General features: G+C 50.9%; 25 protein-coding genes. 6 read left to right on the top strand and 19 right to left on the bottom strand.

Translation table 11 applies throughout. The features are described from left to right. Window positions 1-18: 18 nt before the first annotated feature. Entirely contained in the window at window positions 19-483 is a 465-nt protein-coding gene (locus tag NSS64_RS09150) for a hypothetical protein (RefSeq protein WP_341139904.1), read from the bottom strand. A gap of 368 nt (window positions 484-851) precedes the next feature. Here NSS64_RS09150 and NSS64_RS09145 point away from each other — a divergent pair, with 368 nt between their 5' ends. Beyond that, window positions 852-1,223, top strand: coding sequence for an iron chaperone (locus NSS64_RS09145; protein WP_341139903.1), 372 nt, complete (start codon window positions 852-854; stop codon window positions 1,221-1,223). Between the two features lie 67 nt (window positions 1,224-1,290). On the opposite strand, the gene NSS64_RS09140 is transcribed toward NSS64_RS09145, so the two are convergent. The 5 genes from NSS64_RS09140 to NSS64_RS09120 all read right to left on the bottom strand — a co-directional run bounded on the left by NSS64_RS09140 (window position 1,291) and on the right by NSS64_RS09120 (window position 6,015). After that, entirely contained in the window at window positions 1,291-1,788 is a 498-nt protein-coding gene (locus NSS64_RS09140) for a YcxB family protein (RefSeq protein WP_341139902.1), read from the bottom strand. 74 nt (window positions 1,789-1,862) lie between these two features. Then, window positions 1,863-2,786, bottom strand: a complete 924-nt coding sequence (locus tag NSS64_RS09135; RefSeq protein ID WP_341139901.1) for a DUF7638 domain-containing protein — start codon at window positions 2,784-2,786, stop codon at window positions 1,863-1,865. A gap of 16 nt (window positions 2,787-2,802) precedes the next feature. Continuing rightward, entirely contained in the window at window positions 2,803-3,981 is a 1,179-nt protein-coding gene (locus NSS64_RS09130) for a PTS transporter subunit EIIC (RefSeq protein WP_341142789.1), read from the bottom strand. Between the two features lie 62 nt (window positions 3,982-4,043). Further along, on the bottom strand, window positions 4,044-5,600 hold the full coding sequence (locus tag NSS64_RS09125; RefSeq protein ID WP_341139900.1) for an ABC-F family ATP-binding cassette domain-containing protein: 1,557 nt from the start codon (window positions 5,598-5,600) through the stop codon (window positions 4,044-4,046). Between the two features lie 94 nt (window positions 5,601-5,694). Beyond that, window positions 5,695-6,015, bottom strand: coding sequence for a DUF3888 domain-containing protein (locus tag NSS64_RS09120; protein WP_341139899.1), 321 nt, complete (start codon window positions 6,013-6,015; stop codon window positions 5,695-5,697). Window positions 6,016-6,369: 354 nt separating this feature from the next. Here NSS64_RS09120 and NSS64_RS09115 point away from each other — a divergent pair, with 354 nt between their 5' ends. The 3 genes from NSS64_RS09115 to NSS64_RS09105 all read left to right on the top strand — a co-directional run bounded on the left by NSS64_RS09115 (window position 6,370) and on the right by NSS64_RS09105 (window position 7,946). Beyond that, entirely contained in the window at window positions 6,370-6,795 is a 426-nt protein-coding gene (locus NSS64_RS09115) for a hypothetical protein (protein WP_341139898.1), read from the top strand. Between the two features lie 21 nt (window positions 6,796-6,816). Then, entirely contained in the window at window positions 6,817-7,335 is a 519-nt protein-coding gene (locus NSS64_RS09110) for a hypothetical protein (RefSeq protein WP_341139897.1), read from the top strand. 80 nt (window positions 7,336-7,415) lie between these two features. Next, window positions 7,416-7,946 carry a GNAT family N-acetyltransferase gene (locus NSS64_RS09105; protein ID WP_341139896.1) on the top strand — a complete coding sequence of 177 codons (531 nt, stop codon included), beginning with the start codon at window positions 7,416-7,418 and terminating at the stop codon, window positions 7,944-7,946. A 92-nt stretch (window positions 7,947-8,038) separates the two neighbouring features. On the opposite strand, the gene NSS64_RS09100 is transcribed toward NSS64_RS09105, so the two are convergent. From NSS64_RS09100 to NSS64_RS09080, 5 genes are all read right to left on the bottom strand, one after another. Continuing rightward, window positions 8,039-8,851, bottom strand: a complete 813-nt coding sequence (locus tag NSS64_RS09100) for an ABC transporter permease (protein WP_341139895.1) — start codon at window positions 8,849-8,851, stop codon at window positions 8,039-8,041. Continuing rightward, window positions 8,848-9,870, bottom strand: a complete 1,023-nt coding sequence (locus NSS64_RS09095; RefSeq protein WP_340993379.1) for an ATP-binding cassette domain-containing protein — start codon at window positions 9,868-9,870, stop codon at window positions 8,848-8,850. Before NSS64_RS09095 ends, NSS64_RS09100 begins: the two co-directional genes overlap by 4 nt. Window positions 9,871-10,051: 181 nt before the next feature. Next, on the bottom strand, window positions 10,052-10,588 hold the full coding sequence (locus tag NSS64_RS09090; RefSeq protein ID WP_341139894.1) for a hypothetical protein: 537 nt from the start codon (window positions 10,586-10,588) through the stop codon (window positions 10,052-10,054). 124 nt (window positions 10,589-10,712) lie between these two features. Then, window positions 10,713-11,333 carry an immunity protein Imm33 domain-containing protein gene (locus NSS64_RS09085; protein ID WP_341139893.1) on the bottom strand — a complete coding sequence of 207 codons (621 nt, stop codon included), beginning with the start codon at window positions 11,331-11,333 and terminating at the stop codon, window positions 10,713-10,715. A 107-nt stretch (window positions 11,334-11,440) separates the two neighbouring features. Continuing rightward, window positions 11,441-12,322 (bottom strand): AraC family transcriptional regulator, encoded by an 882-nt coding sequence (locus NSS64_RS09080; protein ID WP_341139892.1) that lies wholly within the window; start codon window positions 12,320-12,322, stop codon window positions 11,441-11,443. A 192-nt stretch (window positions 12,323-12,514) separates the two neighbouring features. Here NSS64_RS09080 and NSS64_RS09075 point away from each other — a divergent pair, with 192 nt between their 5' ends. Continuing rightward, a complete protein-coding gene (locus NSS64_RS09075; protein ID WP_341139891.1) occupies window positions 12,515-13,048 on the top strand; it encodes a CDP-alcohol phosphatidyltransferase family protein in 534 nt (177 codons plus the stop codon). Here NSS64_RS09075 and NSS64_RS09070 read toward each other — a convergent pair whose 3' ends face one another. The 7 genes from NSS64_RS09070 to NSS64_RS09040 all read right to left on the bottom strand — a co-directional run bounded on the left by NSS64_RS09070 (window position 13,049) and on the right by NSS64_RS09040 (window position 17,170). Beyond that, a complete protein-coding gene (locus NSS64_RS09070) occupies window positions 13,049-13,561 on the bottom strand; it encodes a DNA topology modulation protein (protein ID WP_340939905.1) in 513 nt (170 codons plus the stop codon). 38 nt (window positions 13,562-13,599) lie between these two features. Beyond that, the gene (locus NSS64_RS09065) at window positions 13,600-14,343 is read right to left on the bottom strand and encodes an N-acetylmuramoyl-L-alanine amidase family protein (protein ID WP_341139890.1); all 744 of its coding nucleotides are present in this window, start codon (window positions 14,341-14,343) and stop codon (window positions 13,600-13,602) included. A 78-nt stretch (window positions 14,344-14,421) separates the two neighbouring features. Further along, the gene (locus tag NSS64_RS09060) at window positions 14,422-14,778 is read right to left on the bottom strand and encodes a DMT family transporter (protein ID WP_341139889.1); all 357 of its coding nucleotides are present in this window, start codon (window positions 14,776-14,778) and stop codon (window positions 14,422-14,424) included. A 2-nt stretch (window positions 14,779-14,780) separates the two neighbouring features. Further along, window positions 14,781-15,104 carry a DMT family transporter gene (locus tag NSS64_RS09055; protein WP_036733186.1) on the bottom strand — a complete coding sequence of 108 codons (324 nt, stop codon included), beginning with the start codon at window positions 15,102-15,104 and terminating at the stop codon, window positions 14,781-14,783. A gap of 13 nt (window positions 15,105-15,117) precedes the next feature. Then, window positions 15,118-15,651 carry a TetR/AcrR family transcriptional regulator gene (locus tag NSS64_RS09050; protein WP_340939900.1) on the bottom strand — a complete coding sequence of 178 codons (534 nt, stop codon included), beginning with the start codon at window positions 15,649-15,651 and terminating at the stop codon, window positions 15,118-15,120. A 131-nt stretch (window positions 15,652-15,782) separates the two neighbouring features. Continuing rightward, on the bottom strand, window positions 15,783-16,919 hold the full coding sequence (locus NSS64_RS09045) for an SGNH/GDSL hydrolase family protein (RefSeq protein WP_341139888.1): 1,137 nt from the start codon (window positions 16,917-16,919) through the stop codon (window positions 15,783-15,785). Then, entirely contained in the window at window positions 16,916-17,170 is a 255-nt protein-coding gene (locus NSS64_RS09040) for a hypothetical protein (protein WP_341139887.1), read from the bottom strand. Before NSS64_RS09040 ends, NSS64_RS09045 begins: the two co-directional genes overlap by 4 nt. Window positions 17,171-17,350: 180 nt before the next feature. Between NSS64_RS09040 and NSS64_RS09035 the strand changes: the two genes are divergently transcribed. Beyond that, window positions 17,351-19,231, top strand: coding sequence for an LTA synthase family protein (locus tag NSS64_RS09035; RefSeq protein ID WP_341139886.1), 1,881 nt, complete (start codon window positions 17,351-17,353; stop codon window positions 19,229-19,231). A gap of 88 nt (window positions 19,232-19,319) precedes the next feature. On the opposite strand, the gene NSS64_RS09030 is transcribed toward NSS64_RS09035, so the two are convergent. After that, window positions 19,320-20,195 (bottom strand): alpha/beta fold hydrolase, encoded by an 876-nt coding sequence (locus NSS64_RS09030; protein ID WP_341139885.1) that lies wholly within the window; start codon window positions 20,193-20,195, stop codon window positions 19,320-19,322. Window positions 20,196-20,203 lie beyond the last annotated feature (8 nt).

Here is a 20,203-nt window from a genome sequence, read left to right as displayed (position 1 = left end):
CATACGTTCCTTAGTTCACTACAACCATCTCACAAACTTCTTATGTACTACTTCGATCTGATGCCGATCTGCCCATTCCTTTAGCGCCTTTATCCCTTGATCTTCCTGCTCCGGGAAGCGAAAACAGTATTTGTAAGGAACCAACAGGTGCGCTTTAGGCTTTACTGCGATCACGGGCATGAGGTGTCCTTTGATGAAAATCCGCTTAATAGCAGAGGCTTCAATCTCTACATTCTTGATCTGCAGGGCTTCCGGCCTTATCCCTATGTTGAACACTCTGCTGAAGGTCAGCAAACGATAGATCATAATTCCTGCAACGGCGGTTGCGATTCCGACGACGAGATAGACCCAAAAATACTCCAGCGGAGTAGTTCGGTCAAAGCCAAGGAAATAGCATATCCAGAATACCATAAGGGCCACCACGCTTATAGTCGCCGGCAATTCAGCAGGACGTTTACCCTTGAACACGATCCTCTTCTCCATCCCTATCCCCCGTCTCATTTATCCTGAAGAACAACAAGCTTCTTCTATCATACAGGGAAATGCTGGAATGAGGAAGGGTAGGAGGGCTGACGACATTTATCAAGCCCATATATGCTTTTTTAGCCACACGACCAGAGTCTAAGGGTTTAGACTCTCATCGACCACTTTTATTAAGCAGCATTGTTGCATTTCTTGCAGCAATTTTCTAAACAACAATGAATGAGAGCCATCTGCCATAGGATGTTCCCTCATTCATACTCTACTCTCGCAAAGTACACTAAAATTTATTCATTAAAATTTTTGACTATCCTGCGGCTACAAGATATTATGGAGGGCATAAGGGCTGACATAGATCAGGAGGACGAACCATGGATGTGTTTGCAGAGTATCTGGCGAAGATTGATAATCCGGTCCATCAGGCAACGGTGGAGGAAGTACTCGCCTGGGTGTTGCAGGAGTTCCCGCAGCTCGAACCGAGAATTGGCTGGAACCAGCCGATGTTCACCGATCACGGAACATACATTATCGGCTTCAGTGTAGCCAAAGGGCATATGGCTGTCGCCCCGGAAAAAGCAGGCATGGATCATTTCGAAGAGATCCTGAAGCAAGGCGGAGTAGATCACACCAAGCTGCTGATCCGCATGAAATGGACGAATCCGGTGGATTACGGCCTGCTGAGACAGCTAATCGAGTACAATATTGCCGACAAGGCGGATTGCACAAGCTTTTGGCGGGTATAGCTGCAGCTAGTTATCCGCTCCCGGATATAGAAAAGGACATGCGCGGGTAGCATGTCCTTCTTTTTTGTCACCAAATCACGCCACTGACAATCTTGCGGTGATCTGACACATACGTTCTGAATTTATGCTCCTGTGCGGCATCCTCGAACGATTGCTTGGCAACGAACCAATATTCTTGTGGCCCATGGAACAGCAGATAGTAGCTCTGGTTCTCCCATACCCGGGTGAAAGAGCCCCATGTCATGACGGAAGCGTCCTTCTCCGGACTGAAATTGATCCCCTCTGCATCGAACAGATATTCAAAGTCCTTATTGTACCTTGTATCTGCCGACAATATCTTCGGTAAAAGCAAGGTTCGCATCACAATTGACATTCCCATGGTCAGAACCAGCGTAATCGATATGCCGAGCAGAATAACCGATTGGTTCTGAGTATACAGAATCATGCACACCGCTATAAATACCGCTTGAACGCCAATGGACAGTATGGATTTCCACGAGTGGAAATATAATGCCCGTGCCACCTTGGAAATATGCCGTCCATAATGAAAGCTGATTGTCTCCATCCTGCCACCCTCTATCTCTTCACTTCATCACTTATAGTAGTATAGCATCCAACGCGTAGAAAATCCTGTCCCGTTTACACTTCGCGTGTCTCTTCGGGATGATACAGGATTCGCTGGTAATCCCAATCCTTCGTATCCATATCGCCCAGGTACATCCGTTCATGCTCCGGGACAAGCTCATATTTGATTCTAAGCTGCTCCCGGTAGTATTCACCCGGATTCTCCAGATAAGCGTAATAGGCAGCCCGGCACGCTTCATGCGCCGTTTGCCCGCCGTTTAGCTGCTTGTGAAGGTTGTGCAGCTCTTTGAGCTTCTCTTCCGCATCGGCAGAGTATAGGGATTCGCCTAACGTAACCACGCCCAATTGCAGAATACGGACTGGAGTGGAAACATTCAGGGTAGTAAAGAGCGTCCCGTCTGCAAAAAGCCCGTCCAGCTCCTCCAGCGTATATTCTGCTTCAGCAGGCAGGTTATAGACCGCAACCTTTCCGTCCTTGTATATTACAACATCGACCAGGTATACTGCGCCGCTATACTTCATGAACAGATGGATACTTTTGCCCTCCGTCGTCTGGTAGAACATTTCGCTGTTGACATAGAATTCCGTGGCTGTTGGCGAAAGGGCGATCCGGCGCGTCTCATTGCGCTGCTGCTCACTAAGAGAAATGTCATAGATATTCGTAAGCTCAGGATTCAGACGGGCCACCGTATCCTTCACATGCTGATAATAACCCGCTTCATTGTAAGTCCACTTCGCCGACTCTACCGTATACGCACCCAGTCCATGAATGGACAGCTGCTTCCCGGAGGGGACTGCCGGCGTTAACCAGCCTGAATTTATTTTGCCGGATAAGCCCTTAAGATCTGTAAGCTCCCAGCAGTTGACCATGCCGTCTTCGTACACATCAACATTAATATAGAAGTAACTTCCTCCGTTATGGATGATTCCGGGAATGGAAGTCCCTTCCACCGTCTTCGTTCTTCTAATGGCTCTCATATGTAATCCTCCTTAGCTAGGACTTGGCAAGTGGTTCGACGGCTGGCTCCGGTCCAAGCTTCACGCACAACGTTGCAATCAGGGCTATCAGGAACCCGGTGGTACATGCGATCAGGAAGCCGCCGAACCCTTCCCCCAGATAAGCAGGCAGCGTAGCCAGCCCCGGAAAAGCGAATGAAATCGCAGACGAGCCGAACATCCCGACCATCCCGCCGCCAATCGAGCCTGCAATGCAGACAATAATCATCGGCTTACGCAGCGGCAGATTGACCCCGAACATTGCTGGCTCGGTGACACCGAACAAGGCCGATATCGATGCTGACAGGCTTAAGGTGCGGAACTGCTTGTCTTTGGCTTTGATGAATACCGCAAGCGCTGCTCCTGCCTGGGCAAATGCGGCGGGACCCATCAGCGCGAGGATGGTGTCTGAACCGCCCGTGCTGATATTATTGATCGCCAGCGGCACCAGACTCCAGTGCAGTCCGAAGATGACCATCGGCTGAATGATCGCCCCCAGCACCATTCCGGCGCCGACTGAGCTGAGATTATACACTGTACGGTACCCGTCTGCCAGGGCGTCACCGGCCAGCGCCCCCATCGGTCCGAATACCAGCAGCGTCACCGACGATACCACGATCACGGAGATCAGCGGAGTGAAGAAGCCGCGGATGACCTCCGGCAATATTTTGACACAGAATCGCTCGACATAGACCAGCAGGCCTACCGCCAGGATGATGGGAATAGCGCTTGCAGGATAATTCACCGGCTTGATGCTCATGCCCATAAACTCAATGACTTCGTTGTTCGCAAATAGTGTAGTCAGACTGGGATATAGCATAACCCCGCCTATAACGACCGCCGTAAAAGGATTCGCCCCGAATTTACGGGCTGCTGTAAACGCCAGCAGCAGCGGAAGGTAATGAAACAGACTGTCCGCCATAGCATTCAGCACCGTATAGGTGCCTTCCGTCTTGCTTAGAAGCTCCAGCGCCACTGCACCAGCCAGAAGCCCTTTCATGATTCCTGCCGCGCTCAATATATTAACTATGGGAAGAAAAATACCAGAAATGCCGTCAATAATGATATTGACCAGACTGCGTTTGGATGGCTTCACGACTGTCTCCTCATTCACTACGTTCATATGATCCCCCTGCATTCTTACTCCACTGTAATACGAATGACCCGCAAGAGTCACTTTTCGCAAAGTACCCTCCTACGGGTCAAGCTCAACACCGGCGTTATTGCCGGTTCGGTTCTCTAGAAGACTTTGGTCGTCCACGATTCGCAGTTCCAGGTATCGGTCACGATATCACGGTAGAATTCAGGCTCATGCGAGATCAGCAGAATGCTGCCCTTATACGCTTGGAGCGCACGCTGCAATTCTTCCTTCGCATCGACATCGAGATGGTTGGTAGGCTCATCGAGTACCAGCAGATTGCTCTCCCGGTTAATCAGCTTGCACAGACGTACCTTGGCCTTCTCGCCGCCGCTCAGGACAGCGATTTTGCTCTCAATATGCTTGGTGGTCAGGCCGCACTTCGCCAGTGCTGCACGAATCTCGAATTGGGAGTAGGAAGGGAATTCGTTCCAGATCTCCTCAATACAGGTGTTATAATTAGATTCCTTCATTTCCTGCTCGAAATACCCGATCTCCAGCAGATCGCCAAGCCGGGCTGTGCCCGAGATAGGCTGGATCTGGCCGAGAATACTGCGCAGCAGCGTGGTTTTACCGATACCGTTCGCTCCGACGAGAGCAATCTTCTGACCCCGCTCCATGCTCAGGTCCAGCGGACGCGACAATGGGGAATCATACCCGATCACCAGATCTTTGGTCTCAAAAACCATTTTGCCGGAGGTCCGCCCCTGCTTGAAGTTGAACTGCGGCTTCGGCTTCTCCTTGGCAATCTCGATGACCTCCATCTTATCCAGCTTCTTCTGCCGGGACATCGCCATGTTGCGAGTCGCTACACTCGCCTTGTTGCGGGCCACGAAGTCCTTCAGATCGGCAATCTCCTGCTGCTGGCGCTTGAACGCGGATTCCAGCTGTGACTTCTTCGCTTCATACACCTGCTGGAAATATTCATAATCGCCCACGTAACGCGACAGCGACTGGTTCTCCATATGGTAGATCAGGTTGATCACGCTATTCAGGAACGGAATGTCATGCGAGATCAGAATGAAGGCATTCTCATAATCCAGCAGATAACGCTTCAGCCAGTTGATATGCTGTTCATCCAGATAGTTCGTAGGCTCATCGAGCAGCAGAATGTCCGGCTTCTCCAGCAGCAGCTTCGCCAGCAGCACCTTGGTCCGCTGACCGCCGCTGAGGTCGTTGACATCCTTGTCCAGACCGATGTCGGTTAAGCCCAGTCCACGTGCGGTTTCATCGATTTTGGCATCGATCATATAGAAGTCCTGGCTGGTCAGCATGTCCTGAATCGTTCCGACATCCTCCAGCAGCTGCTCCAGCTCTTCAGGGGTCACATCCCCCATCTTGCCGTACATATCGTTCATCTCCTGTTCCATATCGAACAGGTATTGGAAGGCCCCGCGCAGCACATCCCGGATGGATTGCCCCTGCTGAAGCACCGCATGCTGGTCCAGATAACCGGCGCGCATCCGCTTCGCCCATTCCACCTTGCCTTCGTCCGGCTGCAGCTTACCGGTAATGATATTCATGAAGGTGGACTTACCTTCACCATTCGCACCAATCAGACCAATATGCTCGCCCTTCAGCAGACGGAAAGAGACATCTGTGAAGATGGCCCGGTCGCCGAAGCCGTGACTTAGCTTTTCTACATTTAATATGCTCATGAAGTTACACCTTTTCCTTTATTCTATATTCTCGTCATATTATAAAGGCTAACGCGCCACAACTCCAGAAGGTTTATGAAAAAAGCGGCTTCAATTACATCTTTCTCAACATATCCAGGTAATTTGGCGGAAAATCGTATACCTCCGGTCCCTTTATATGCTTATACTCTACAAGCTCAACTTTCGATGGTGAGATTCTATAAGTGAACAAATCCTCTCCCACACTGATATGCGGTCCCACTGTAGGGAAGGCTCTCAGCGTAATCTGAAAGTCAAAGCCGCGAAAGCCGTTCACCCGCTCCAAGTGTTCTACTTGAACGAAATACGGATAAAGCTCAGGACTGGTGGTTAAAAGACTGAAATAGGCTGACTTCAGCCGATCATCCATATAGGGAAGCAATTGGAGGACAAGCATGTCCTGCAGTTGCAGCTCCCGGGAGTCTTGCTGCGGATTCTGTAGCTGTGGTTGCGGATCTGCTGCGGTACGTTGAGCTGGTGCTAGCCCGTTGGTTATAAGCGCGATAATTAGCAGGATGGTAATGACTCGCAGATTTCTTTTCAGCGGAATCTCCCCTTGGTCAATAGTTATAGTATAAATTTTCCTAAAGGGGGAGGAAGTATGTGATACAGTAATGAAACTATTTTCTTAGCGTTCAATTTACCAAAAAGTAATATTTGGATTATAAACTTACTTTCTCCTATCTTTTGTATTATATTGGTTAGAGAGGTATCGGCTGATTTATAAATCATACATTTGGAGAAGATGCATATGACTTTTAAACCACTCAGAATTCCAACTATACTCTTGATACTTTCAGTCACCTTATTATCGGGGTGCGAAGGCGAAACTTCCAATAGTCTCGCGGCAGCAGATAATGAAGAGTATAATTTGACAATTACTAATAACAGCCCATTATTTTTGAAAAGTGTAGTTGTGACTGTAGATGAAAAAGACGACACACACATTAATTCTCAAATTGATAGTAATATTAATGTTGGTGAAGTCGCAAAGTTCAGGATCAAAAATGGAAATCACAGTTTCAAGATTACACTCAATCCCAAAAAGAACTACTCTGTAAGTAAAGAGGTTAGTGAAAAATTCGAACAAGACAAAGTAATTAATTATCAAGTAGAAATCGATAGAAATGAAGTCACTATTAATAAACAAACCGACAATGGGACATCTGGAGAATAACCCAAGTTAGCGGAGGTAAGAATGTTAGAAATCAAAGGAATAGGAATCAGTGTAGTTAAATACGCACTCCTAAATTTCATGCTGGTCATAACCAACTTACTATTATATGCTTCAGGACCAAATGGGGGCGGAACCGGGGACCGGGAGGAAGGGCTGATGTTCTATCAGATGTACTTGATCTGCCTGATTGCGGGATTTGCCATCTATGGGGTATGGTCCATTACAGCAGGTAGATATGAGAAAAAAACAAGAGGTCTAACTGCTATTCCTGTGTTATTATCCTCAGTTTTTATCACCAGTGTATTAATTTATGCTAACCGTAGGTACAAGAACCTGTATGATGGCGAGTTTGTGAATGACGCAGGGTCCAAGGTCCTGACACTCTACGCCGACACTTCCCTGTACCTCGTGTACTTCCTTCTGCTCTTCGCTGTTTGCATCAGCGTGCTTGGAATTGTTAAGCGGAACAAATTATCTATACTGGGGCTGCTGCTGAATCTATCGCTGCTAATACTCATAAACCTAATACAATTTGTATAAAACAATACTCTCCATTCTCGCAGAAATCATGGCATGCTACGATGAAGCTATGATGATCCGGAGTCAAGGAGGTGTACAAAATGTATATGGAACAAGGAAACTTGATCATACGGGAAGCAACTATGGCCGATACAGAGCTGTTATGCAACTGGTGGAACGACGGAGAAGTCATGGCGCATGCCGGATTTCCTGAGGGCTTAGGAATCACTGAACAAGAGGTGTTAATCCAATTGCAGACCGGGACAGATTCTGAACGTAAAGGACGTCTGATTCTGGAAATCGATGGTACTCCTGCAGGAGAAATGAGCTACAGTGCGGTTTCTGGACATGTGGCGGAGATTGGTATCAAAATCTGTGATTTCAACCAACAAAACAAAGGGATAGGCACACGATGTTTGGGAATGCTGATCCGCTATTTGTTTGAAGCACAGGGGTTTCACAAGATCATACTGGATACGAATCTTAAGAACACCAGAGCACAGCATGTGTATGAGAAACTCGGCTTCCGGAAAATAGCGGTGCGAAAGAATGCCTGGGCAGATCAGCATGGTGAATTACAGACTTTTATAGACTATGAGCTATCCCTAGTAGAATGGATTCAAGGTTCCTGACAGCGACTGGTCACATTGTGTTCGGTTTTTAGCATACAAAAAAACGCCAACAGATGCATCCCTGCATTCGTTGACGTATTACCGAACCAGTCTTACGTCCGGCGCATATACGCACGTACGGTAATCGGAGCGAAGACCGCCACAATCACAGCGGCTCCGATCAGCGAGTAGACCAGATCACTGCCTACCGTTCCATGGTTGACCAGTTCACGGACAGCAGTGACCAGATGCGAGATCGGATTGTTATTCACGAACCACTGAAGCCATTTCGGCATCGTATCAACCGGCACGAAGGCATTTGAGAGGAACGTTAGCGGGAATAACACAATCATTGAAATCCCCTGTACACTGGAAGCCGTGCGGGCGATTACACCGAAAAAGGCAAAGATCCAGCTGATGGCCCAAGAGCATCCGATGACCAGAACCGCTGCCAGGGCAACCCCGCCGATGCCGCCTTCCGGCCGTAAGCCCATGATGTAGCCCATTACGAAGGTAAGTACCGTAGCAATCGTGTAGCGTATAGTATCTGCTAACAGTGCTCCTGCGAGAGGGGCAATCCGGGCAATCGGCAGCGATTTGAAGCGGTCGAACACCCCTTTCTCCATGTCCTCCCGCAGCTGGACACCGGTGACGACAGAGGTCGTGATTACGGTCTGCACCAAAATTCCCGGAATGATTACCGGCAGATAACTGGCCACATCACCGGCAATCGCCCCGCCGAAAATATACGTGAACATCAAAGTGAAAATAATCGGCTGAAACGTGACGTCAAACAATTGCTCCGGTGTACGCCGGATTTTGAGCAGTCCTCTGTAGGCCATCGTAAAGGAATTACGTACCACTTGGCCGAAGCTGGTATGGTTTTTCAAATTACGGTCTGCACCCGGCTTAATTAAAGTACTCATGCTAATACTCCCTCCTTCTTCTGTGTACTATCCGGGATAAACCCCGCGTCTTCCTTGACACCATGGCCGGTTAGGGTCAGGAATACTTCATCCAGCGTTGGCTTCTGCACACTCATCTCAAGCAGCGGTATGCCTGCCTCACGAAGGGCGATCAAGAGATCGGTTACCCGGTCCACGTTCCCCATCGGTGCGATAATTTTGGCTGCTTCTGCCGACAGGTTAGAGCGTACCTGAAGCACCTGCTCCACAATCTGCCGCGCCTTCAGTAACTGCTGCGGTTGGACCACCTTCAGGTGAAGTGAGGAGTTGCCCACCGAGCTCTTGAGTTCATCAACTGTTCCCTCTGCAACCACCTTACCGGTATCAATAACGGCAATCCGGTCCGCCAGCTGATCTGCTTCTTCAAGATATTGGGTCGTCAGCAGGACCGTTGATCCCGTATTCACCAGCCTGCGGATCGTCTCCCACATCTGATTGCGCGTCCGGGGATCAAGCCCCGTTGTCGGCTCATCCAGGAAAATGAGCGGTGGCTGCGCAATTAGACTGGCCGCCAGATCCAGCCGCCGGCGCATCCCTCCGGAGAAATTCTTCAGCGGGCGCTTCGCTGCTTCCGTCAAGCCGAATTCCTCCAGCAGGTCGGAGGCTTTGCTGCGCGACTCCGCACGTCCCAGGCCATGCAGCCTGGAGAAGATCACCAGGTTCTCCGTTGCGCTAAGCGATTCATCCACCGATGCATATTGACCCGTCACTCCGATTAACTGACGCACGATCTGCGGTTCTTTTGCCACATCATGTCCGAAGATACGCGCCGACCCTGCGTCAGGCCGAAGCAGGGTCGCCAGCATGCGAATTACGGTTGTCTTCCCGGCACCATTGGGACCCAGCACCCCATAGATCATTCCTGTGCCTACTTTGAGATCCACACCATCCACGGCCCGGTTGCTCCCGTAGATTTTGACCAATCCTTGCGCTTCAATGGCGTAGCTGCCGCTCTGCCCTGCTGATTGTGTCTGCTTCATGCTTTATTCCTCCTTGGTTGCTGAATCTATAAGGATAGTAACCGACATATTTAAACTGTATTTAAACCTCCTTCTACTCGTCCGGTTGCTGTTACCCTATCCCATTAAACCAAAAATCCGATCCTTTGGGATCGGACTTGCGGAGTACGCTTGCAGTCGTACACTCTATATGCTGTTCTCCTTAATCATAGCCGCCTTCAGCTTCGGGTAATGCCTGGTACTCTTCTTTACCTGCTACAATGTCTGCAATGAAATTCCGCAGCTCCAGCAGCTGCTCTGCATCTTCCGTTAGCTCACAATTCTCGCCAGACCAGGACCAATTCCGTGTGAAGCCGTTGACGGTGATCCTCCAGCTGTCTTCCTGGTAAGGTACCCTCGCGCAGCTCTGCTTGAGGGGCACAAGCTCCAGCTTCCCCATGATGTGGATGCCTCTCATCCGCTCATAGATGCTGCGCATTTCATCTTCAGTCAGTGTAATATCCGCCGTGGCCGTTCCGTTCATGATCAGATCTTTGACCACGGTATCCTGATACGTATTGATCTCATTCTTAGTGACCTCCCCATACCCGTAACGGACGAGAAAATCGAAATCCGCAGGCATCTCTTCAGGCATTTCTCCCAATACCTCCGGCTGCTCCGGAGCGGGTTGTGCATCCTTATTGGTGCTACAGCCAGCTATGAGCAGTACGGCCAGCAGCAAGTAATATATGGGCCTCACGTTGGTCACCTCCAATATGTCTATTAATACTGTATGTAATTAACAGAATGATTACGAATTAAGCTTATATGGCAAAAAAGCCGGGGCCACAGTCACCTGTGTCCGCCAGCCTAGTATATCATGCTCACCGCCAATTCTTCACTTCTACCCACGCGGCACCCGGTCCGCTCCGTTCAAACGCTGTACCCACAGCTCCTTTAAAAGGCTCCAGCAAGCTCGGGTCCCGGTCGATCAGATCATACACATTCATGATGGCCGTATTCTTCGGGTCGCTCAGATAAGCGTTATCTTCTTCTCCAGTGAACAGCCGCCAGCCGCTGTCCTCCTCACGGGTAGGGGCCTCCCGGTACATCCAGCGCACACCGCTGCCTGGCGTCAGGCATTGTCTGGTGATCATACCCGCCTTCTCTCCAGCTTCCACCCATGCAGGGTCTCCTTGTCGCAGGATGGTCTGGGCGATATGTCTGGGTTCGAACTCTACCGGATCTCCGAGCTGGAGCGACTGGATAACTCCCGGTGTATTGGTCAACAGCCCCGTGTACCGCCCGGTAAGCGGATCTCTCCCGGTGATCTCCACCCACATCCGTTCAGCCCGTGGCTGCTCTTCAGCCGGATGGGTCAGCATGAAGTGCAATCGCACCATTCTCCCCGTGCCCTGCGCTTCCCGCTCCTGTCTGGAGGGAATAAAAAACGACTCAGGATGCAGCCTGCTCGTCTCTTCCACATCTTCCAAAGTCCATTCCATGAAGTACGCCTCCTAGTCAGTTATACTAGACTACCATTACCCGATTGTAGGAGACACTATTCATTCTGTTAGGAAGACCTGTTCGCTCCGGCTGTATACCTGCACCGTTAAGGGCGCTTTACTTCCCGCACCGGAATCCATATTTCACTTTTAAAGGTTGGCGAGTGGGTATCCTTGCTTTCATTCCACAGCAGCTCCGGCCCTTCGACCTGCTCGTAATTGGAGGAGGGGAACCATTCGGAATAGATCCGGCCCCAGACATTCTGGAGCGTACCCGGAAAGGGACCTACCACTTCGAACACGGCCCATGCAGATGCTGGAACCTCAAGCTTGGCGTAGGACGGCGGGCATTCCTGCGTGGTAGCCACTCCGATATAATGATCCAGCTCCCCGCGTTCATCCATCCGTCCTTCCGAGAAATTCACGGATGCGCTGATCAGCCCTGACGGAACCATATCCGACAGCCCCTTCAGCTCCGCGATCATCTCCATGCTCAGACTCTGCCACATGGCAGCAATCTCCGGGTTCACCCCGCTGAACTGGATAGCTACCCTTTTCTGGAGTCCAACGATCCGGAAACTCTCTTTCTCCTCAATACGGTAATTCATTTCACTGCCTCCTCTGATGGTTAACTGAAAAGTCATTCGAGGAAAGGCCTTCAGGGGTGTCCCTGCCGTTCTTGCTTCTGAAGGCGTTACGCCATGAAGCTGCTGAAAGGCTTTTGTGAATGCATCCGGCGAAGTGTATCCATACTCCAGGGCAACATCAATAATCCGGTGCTGGCTTCCCTGCAGCTTGAAGGCAGCCAGCGTAAGACGTCTGCGGCGGATATATTCCGAGAGCGGGATACCGGCCAGGAAGGAGAACATCCGTGTAAAATGATACTCCGAGCATAATGCGTAACCCGCAGCCACTTTTACATCGATCTCTTCCTCCAGATGCTCTTCAATGTAGAAGAGTGCAGCATTCATATCTTCCAGCAGGTTCACCGTGCACCACCCTTTCCTCACCATCAGATTAACAGCTACGCAGGGAATGCATCCGACAGTTCCTGCACCATATTAACGGGTACTTTCTTATTTAAAGACAATCCGCAAATTTAGAGGCATAATGAAGCATAGAATATATACGAATAAGCTAAACAGGAAATCCCCATTACATGGTTAAAAAGGGAGGTTGCCATGAAGCTTGCCCCCAACTGCATCACGCTCAGCCGGATCGCACTGGCTCTTCTGCTGCTGTACCTGGCGCCGCTGGGCACGGGCTTCACTATAGTCTACCTCCTGTGCGGAATTACCGATCTGCTGGATGGCCCTATTGCCCGAATGACCGGTACGGATAGCAACCTCGGTGCCAAGCTCGATTCCGTGGCCGACATGACACTGGCAGGCACTGCACTCTATACCTTATATCCGTTCCTTGGTCTTACCCTCGGCCTCATCCTGTGGGTCGTGCTGATTGCCGTCATCCGGGGAACCTCCATCCTGACCGCGCTGTGCAAATTCAGCACCTACGGCAGCATTCATACCTACGGTAACAAGCTTGCCGGATTGCTGCTATTCCTTACACCGATGCTGCTCCCCTATGTGAATCAGGCGATCTGGACAATAATTGTATGCTTAGTGGCCACTCTATCTGCAATCGAGGAACTGATCCTGCTTCTAATCTCAAGTGAGCTGCAGTTGGACCGCAAGGGACTGTATGTGCGGCGTTGATTAGCATTCTGCATAGCGATGAAGCAACTCCTTGACCTGCCGCCTTGTATTTACGATCAGCACTTGCTGGTGAGCTCCGGCCTGCTTGAGCCTCTCCAGGGTAGTAGCACGGCTACGTGCCTTATAGTTCCAGACCCATTTCACAAAAGCCCAATCCAGCTTCTCTGGGCAGCCTTCATTCATATCCGGCCGGGTCTGGTTATGGTACATGACACGACGCTTCACAATCCGGTACATACATAATAAACGGGGTAAATCCAGAAAAATAATGACCTCCGCACGCCTCAGTCTGCTATCCATGGTCCTTGAATAATTACCATCTATAATCCATTGCTCCTGATTTGTATATTGCCGTACCAGTTCATCCCACTCTTCATCCGGCTTAGGGACCCAGCCCGGGTTCCAGAAAAGGGTATCCAGATGTACAACCGGCAGATGTAGAAGAGCACCAAGCTGACGGGCCAGGGTAGACTTGCCTGATCCTCCTGATCCGAGAATTAAAATCCGGTTCATAGGCTTCTCCTTGTGCATTTTGACATCATAGTGATCCATCACTCCAGCCCCAGATACTCCCTAACGGCATCCACAACAGCAGAGGCCACGCTCTCCTGGAACCCGGAGGTCCACATCTTCGCCTCGTCGCCGGGATTCGTTAAATAGCCCAGCTCCAGCAGCACCGACGGCATTACAGTATCGCGCAGAACGAAGAAATTCCCTTTCTTCACGCCGCGGTCTTTGAGACCGGTAGCTTGAATGACATGCTTATGTATAGTCTCGGCCCAAGCCAAGGATTCTTCATGATAATAAAAGGTTTCTGTACCCGATGCTGATGCCTCCTCATAGGTATTGCCATGAATGGAAATGAACAGGTCTGCGGGCAGGTTATTGGCGAACTGGGGCCGGAACAGCTCTTGTGAAGAGATAAAAGCATCCCCGGTCCTTGTAAGCCCGATCTCAATCTGCGGGTCCTGCTCCACCTGGGCTGCAATTTTCTCTGACAGGCTCAGATTGAAATCCTTCTCCAGCCGTCCGCTGACGGAGACTGCCCCGGGATCTTCACCGCCGTGTCCCGGATCTACCACAACCTTAAAGACCCTGCCGAGGTAGGGTTGACTGCTGCTCTGCGGTTGACCCGATCTGGCAGTATGCACATGGAGAGCTGCATCCTCAGTCGGACCTGCACTTAGGCTGGTATCGGCAATCTTCCCGCCAGAACCGCTGCCGGCGCCATCGCTACATGCCGCCAGCAGCAATAGGCTGAGCCATATGGCGGCTATCAGGTACGTTTTCCTCATTCCGGTTGCTCCTTCTCGCTCACTTCCTGCACGTTGCCTACTTCCATTTCAGCATACCGGAGGCTTGATAAGCAAGACCTAATTCTCCGCAGCTTCAGGGGCGTTTTCCCCGCAAGCCTTATCCGGTGAATTCAGCAGCACCAGCCCCCCGATAATGATCAGTAGACTTATGCCGGTGAGCAGATTGAACGGATCATTCCAGATCAGGATGCCGATCAGTGCTGTCAGCGCTGTCCCCACGCCAGACCAGATGGCATAAGCCAGGCTCAGAGGTATGGTGCGAAGACTGATCGATAAGCAGTAAAAAGCCAGGCCCATTCCAAGCACTACTCCGATCGACGGCAGCACACTGCTGAATCCATCGGAGAGCTTAAGCATAGTCGTACCGAAGATTTCTGAAATAATAGCAATGCTTAGCGCTAAGTAACCTCTCATCTCTACACCCCCGTTGACAGCTTCAGCAGAACCACACCGCCAATGATGAGGATTAAGCCTGCTATTTTTCGCACATTCAGACGTTCCTTATAGACCAGCACGCCAACCAATGCAGTTAACGCCGTTCCCACGCCAGACCAGATGGCATAAGCTGTCCCGAGCGGGATTTCTTTCAGCGCCAGTGACAGATTGAAGAACGCCAGGCCCATGCCAGCGACCACCGCAATGGAGGGAAGCAGCTTTTTGAAACCGTTCGATGCCTTAAGCATAGAGCTGCCGAAGACCTCACTCACAATGGCTAAGGATAGTAACACATAAGCATTCAATGGGGTTGCCTCCTTAATGAATCATTTCATATAATTTCCGGATGACCTTATCACGCATGTCATCGCTGATCTCGCCGATCCCGAATACCTCCGATAACCACAGGCCGTCTACAGCCAGCCGGACAATGGAGCCAATTACCGGGTCCAGCCCATCATTCTCGATGTTCTCTTGCCAGACGGTGTAATGCTTCCTTAATTCATCCAGCAATTCACCGTTTGTAAAAAGCGCTGCGTTAAGAGCAACATTCATGTCCTGCCCATCCTGATCAGCTTCCACGGTAGACTGCAAATAAGCACGGCTCCACTTCCCTTGCTCCCGCGTATCCTGGGCCGCCCTCTTCTGGACATCTGCAACGAAATCATTTGTGATGCCCGAAACCATACTGTAGATTAATGCGTCTTTACTCGGAAAATGGTGCAGCAGACCGCCCTTGCTCACTCCTGCTTCAGCAGCCACCGCTTCAAGTGTAAGCTTCTCAATTCCGCTATTCCTAACAATCGTTGAAGCTGCAGCCAGAATCAGACTGCGTTTGGAATTACTGTTCACAATCATCACCTCGTCATTTACTATACCGTCCAGACGGTTTGTTTGTCAAGCAGATGAATTGCAGCACAAAGCGCTCATCAGCTGATGAGCGCTCCCGCAACTTATACTGTTCAATGGATATGCCGTTACTGTTAAGACCCTGACAAAAGTCCCCGGATATAGCCGCTTAACTCCCCGGCAGTCTGCTCGTGCGCCGGCAGGCCCGGATGGGTCCGCGCGCCCATTGTCTCATTCGTCACATTCGGCAGCTGGAACACCGACACGTTCTTGTCGCCCGTAGACCTCATGTACCCATCCACCGCCCGGCAGATCGCCGGCATCAGGGAGAGGCCCAGCATTCCATACACCCAGAGAAGATGGGCCCCGGGGTTATAGCTTCTGAGCTTCGCCAGGAACCTCGTGACTGCGGCCTCGAAGGCGGCCAGATCCTCCTCATGATAGCTTCCGTCTTCATTCAGCCGCTGCTTATAGATACGTCCGGTGTCCTCATCCAGCCACTCGGGGGAGTTGAACGCGCCGTCATCATTGGTGCCCAGGTTGACTACTACCACATCCGGCTGCCAGGCCGCAAAATCATTCATCGCATGCGCCCCAAGCGCTTCATTACGGGGACCGGTCAGCAGACCGCAGACCTGCTCGTAGATGTCAGGGATATTGCCTCGCGGATTGTTGTCCCAGCTGGAGAGCACGCCCCATCCGCTCTGTGAGATCACCCGGAAATCGGCCTCAACGGACTCAGCAGTCATTGCTGTATAGTTATGAACGCCGCTGAACCAGGCAGGAATCCAATCCTCTTCGGTCTTGGCCCCGATGACGCCTTCCCCTGAGGTGATGCTGTCACCGATGAACTCCAGCCGGTACGGCTTGTCTTCAACAGGCAGGAAGCTGCCGTCTGTGCGGACCGCATGGAACTGAAGATAAGCGCCGGGGTCCCCGCTCATCGCCTGGACCTCTTTTACAATCCGGATATTCTTCACCCGCTCAGGGTTCATTCCTCTGAATACGCAGACCCAGTGCCTTCCGGCATTCACCATCTGTCTGCTGACGGGAACGGAGTTAATCAATATACTAATCCAAGACTCGTGATGATCGTAACCGGACTCCACTTCAAGCCACAGCTCAGAGGCCTGGAGGTTCACCTCTATCGCACTGCCCGTCCAGAATAACGTCAGGGGGTTAAGCGCTCCGGTCGTTCTGCCATGAATCTTCAGATGCTTGATCTCTGTCAAAGGCTGTACCTGTAACTGCAAATGGGAATAGCTGCTCATTCTGATCCCTCCTGTTTGGCGGCAATCGAGAAGCTGCGGACCTTCATCCACTTCCCGTCTACCCATTCGTCAACGGTGCCCTTCCGCGTTCTAACACAGAACTTATGCGAGGTGCCGCGGTCAAAGCCCGTTGCTTCATATAACAGGTCTTCTCCCTGCTGTCCCTTGAAATACACCTGCTTCAGGCCGAGTCTGTTCAATAATTCCTGCTTCACACTGTCTGTATATTGGCGCGAGAATTCTTTTGTCATGGTTGTTCCTCCTGCTTCGTTTATCAACGGTTCAACTTCCCGGATGCTTCTTAGAGAATAACGTATATGCGGCGAATTTTCACCTTTATTTTTCACCAAACTGCCCTTAAATCCGGTTGATTTTGAACTCGGCCCTGTAATAGAATTAATGGATTATATAGAAAAGGATGCGCATACGCAATGCCTTACAAGGAATCACGTCCGCTTCGAAAAAGGTCGATTCTGTTCTTCTCGCTGATCATGCTGGTGAAGAGTTATTTCGCCTGGTATTACTTATTCGAGGACGGTCCAACCTGGACCACCTGGCTGAAGGAAATCCCGTTCGTGCTGCTGCTGTTCTGCCTCATCGAATGGTTCGCCACGAAGCACAAGGTCGCGATCTATCTGCTTGTCAATCTGCTCATTACCGTCCTGTTCTTCTCTCTCATCGTCTATCATAATCATTTTGGAATGATTGCTACGTCCCAAGTCTTCGGTCAGGTCAAGCAGGTAGGCGCCGTCAAAAAAAGTATATTCGCTGTCGTGCATCCGCAATATATGCTTATCTTCGTAGACATCATTATCATCAGCCTGATCATGCTCAGACGGAAGAAAGCGCTGGCCTGGAAGCATTCCATGTCCCGCCCCAGCAACCGCAAGGCGGTAGCTATCCTGTTCTGTATCTCGCTTACGCTGTGCATGATGAATATCTTCCCCAATAAAGCCAGTATGAACGAGAATGTCAAGGCAGAGCAGATGGGCATTCTCAATTATGAAGCTTACGCCCTGCTGCGTGAACCCGCAGAGGAGCCCATGGACCCTGCGCAAATCTCTCAGGCCGGCATCGATAGGACAAAGGGCATTCAGCAGAAGGCTGATCCAGTCCTGTTCGGAGCTGCCAAGGGCAAGAATCTGATCATCCTGCAGATGGAGTCGCTCCAGAACTTCCTGATCAACCTGTCGGTGGACGGAACCGAAATCACGCCGAACCTGAATAAGCTGGCTGGCGGGAGCTACTATTTCCCCCGGTTCTTTCAGCAGGTAGGCCAGGGCAATACCTCGGATGCCGAATTCATCGTCAACACTTCCTTTTATGTGCCGCCGGACGGTCCAGCCACAGATAAGTATGCTCCGAAGGAGCTGCCGAGTCTGCCGAAGCTGCTGGAGGCACAGGGGTATGATACCGCGACTTTTCATACCAATAATGTAGAGTTCTGGAACCGCGGGGAGCTGTATAAGGCGCTGGGCTTCAATCAATATTACGACAAAACCTACTTCGGTGAAGAGGATGCAGTCTTCTACGGCTCATCGGATGAAGTCCTCTACCGAAAGACCTCTGCCGAGCTTGCGCGGATGGATCAGCGTGAACAGCCCTTCTATGCCCATGTCATCTCGATGTCGTCACATAATCCGTTCTCGATCCCGGAGAGCAAATACAAGATGACCCTGCCGGAACGGTACGAGGGGACACTGGTCGGCGACTATATCCGGGCGGAGAATTATGCCGATTATGCCCTCGGCCAGTTCATAGAAGAGCTTAAGGGCAGCGGGGTATGGGACAATAGTGTAATCGTAATCTACGGCGACCACCGGGGACTTCCGATCTTCTCGCTGAAGGAAGCCGATAAGGTATTGCTGCAGGAGATACTGGAACATGAATATAATGAACGTGACCTGATTAATATACCGCTGATCATCTCAGCCACCGGCGTTACGGCACCGGCACTGAAGGAGCAGTTAGGCGGCCAGGTGGACATTCTGCCGACCGTTGCCAATCTGCTTGGTGTCCCGCTGGACTATCATATCCACTTCGGACAGGATCTGCTCAACCAGACAGCGTATAACCTGCTGCCGCAGCGCTATTACCTGCCTACGGGTTCATTCGTTAATAATGAAGAGCTGTTCCTGTCAGGCAGCGGGTTCGAGGACGGCCAGCATTATACGTTATCCGGTGACGGGACGGATCTGCTTCAATCGACAGAGGATGAATTCACCCGGGCGCTGGAGCTGCTGCGCATGTCCGACAGTTATGTTACTCAGCTGCCTGACCGGGTAGTTGAAGGTCCGCCGGAGGGCGAATAAGAACTGATAATAGGTACCATCCTTCACACAGCAAAGCCCGGTTCGGAGTCCTGTCTCTGAACCGGGCTTCTTTATATGCTTGGTAGGGTTAGCGCTGCTTGTCCAGAAAATCCCGCACAGCCTGACCCGCCTGAAGCGGAAGCTGCATCCAGACATACGCATGAAGCGAATCCGGGATCAGCGCAATTTCATAGCTGTCCAGCAGCTCTGCGAAGGCATTCAGACTGCTGCGGACCCGTTCATCGTTCCCTTCCGCTTCGCTGGGCAGGAACAGGACCGGACATTGTATTGTCTGATAATAGTGTTCAAAGGACAGCTCCCAATACTTCTCTATGTATTCGATTCTGACACGGTTCGGACAACAATTGGTATACTTGCCGTCTGGATGCTGCTCCAGGCTATGCGTATAGAACGCACAGAAATATTCATTCCACAGGCCCTCCGCTGTCAGCTCATCCCTCTGCCCGGCTACATACGATTCAAGGCTGTCATAGCACGGTTCCTTCCATTCCTCCAGTTCTGCCCGGAGCTGCGCTTTCTTCTGATTCATCTCTTCCGCCGTAACGTTAAATATACCGTATTCTCCAAATTCGTTATTCAGCGCACCTTCACACACCAGAGACGCTACAAGCTCCGGATGAGCCGCTGCCAGACTGACTGCTACCTGCGCCCCCATGGAGCTTCCTACTACGTGGCACTTGTCCACCTGCAAATGCCTCAGTAACAGATACATATCCTCTGCCATCTCGTCAATATGATAGCCAATCTCCGGCTTGTCCGAACGGCCATGCCCCCGGAGATCCGGTGCAAGGATGCTGTAGTCCTGCTCCAGTTGCGGGAGAACTCCATCCCACATATGCAGGTTCCCGCCGCTGAAATGAAGCAACAGGACGACAGGCTTGTCATTTAAAGAAAACTTGGCGTTTATGCTTAATTTCTTCAAAGGAATACGTTCCTCAATCATTTCCATTT

The sequence above is a fragment of the Paenibacillus sp. FSL H8-0122 genome (assembly GCF_038005345.1).
In the GTDB taxonomy this organism is placed as follows: Bacteria; Bacillota; Bacilli; order Paenibacillales; family Paenibacillaceae; genus Paenibacillus_AQ.
The sequence above is the reverse complement of the archived record's forward strand: the minus strand, read 5'-3'. Positions and strand labels throughout refer to the sequence as shown.